Annotated in this window: 1 protein-coding gene; it reads left to right on the top strand. The window is 72.8% G+C overall.

Going from position 1 to position 1111, the window contains the following annotated elements; all coding sequences use genetic code 11:
- The coding region (locus H288_RS0131975; protein ID WP_020096608.1) for a glycosyltransferase at positions 1–1111 on the top strand (1111 nt) is incomplete at both ends.

The following is a 1111-nucleotide window of genomic DNA, read 5'->3' as shown; positions in this document are numbered from 1 at the left end:
TCCTGGACCTGCAGGCGCGGCTGGTGGCGGGGCATTTCGACCACGGCTTCTACCGGGCGCGCCACGGGCTGTCCGAGGCGGAGGACGCGGTGCGCGACTACTGCGACACCGGCTGGAAGACGGGCCGCAATCCCCGACCCGATTTCAACGGCTGGGCCTACCGCGCGCACCATCCCTCCGCGGAGGCGACGGGCCTCGCGCCCTTCGTCCATCACCTCGCCCGGGCCCTTCTGCGCGGCGACGACCTCGCGGGCGAGGCCTTCGATCCGCGCTACGGCGCGCTGCCGGCCGAGGAGGACGCGGAGCTGTTCGAGCAGGCCCGCCTGATCGAGCCGCTCTTCGACGCGCCCTGGTACGTCAAGCGCTACCCCGACACCCGCGGCTTCGAGAACGGCCCGGTGATCCACTTCCTGTCCCACGGGCAGGAGGAGGACCGCGACCCGAGCAAGACCTTCTCGACCCGCTTCTACCGCCGGGCCTACGGGCATCTGCTGGGCGCGGGGGAGTCGCCGTTCCTGCACTACGTGCGGACCGGCCGCGCCGCCGGGCTGATGGGCTGCCCCGAGGATCTCGGCACCTACCCGCCCATGGAGGCCCCGGCGGCCGATGACTGGGACCGCCTGCCCCGCGCCCTGCCCATCGTGCAGGCCCGCGTCGTCGTCATCGTCCCGGTCTACAAGGGCCGCGGCGAGACCCTGCGCGCCATCCATGCCTGCCTGTCGGCGCCCCAGGCCACCCCCTTCACCCTGCTCGCCGTCAACGACCGCTCCCCCGACCCGGAACTCACCGCGGAGCTGGCCGCCCTCGCCGGCCGCGGCCTGTTCCACCTCGTCGAGAACGAGCAGAACCTCGGCTTCGTCCGCTCGGTCAACCGCGCCCTCGGCCTGCGCCAGGGCCGCGCCGTCGTCCTGCTCAACTCCGACGCCGAGGTCTTCGGCGACTGGCTCGACCGCCTCGTCGCCCACGCCGAACCTCAGGCCGGGTCCGGCGGGGAGGCAGGAGTAGAGGCGGGAATGGGCGCGGGGCTGCCCGTGGGCAGCGTCACGCCCCTGTCCAACAACGCCACGATCTGCTCCTACCCGCGCTTCAACGCCAACAACACCATGCCGCT

It is taken from the genome of Methylobacterium sp. 285MFTsu5.1, from assembly GCF_000383455.1.
In the GTDB taxonomy this organism is placed as follows: domain Bacteria; phylum Pseudomonadota; class Alphaproteobacteria; order Rhizobiales; family Beijerinckiaceae; genus Methylobacterium.
Note: the sequence above shows the minus strand (reverse complement) of the source record. Positions and strands in the feature narration are given on the sequence as shown.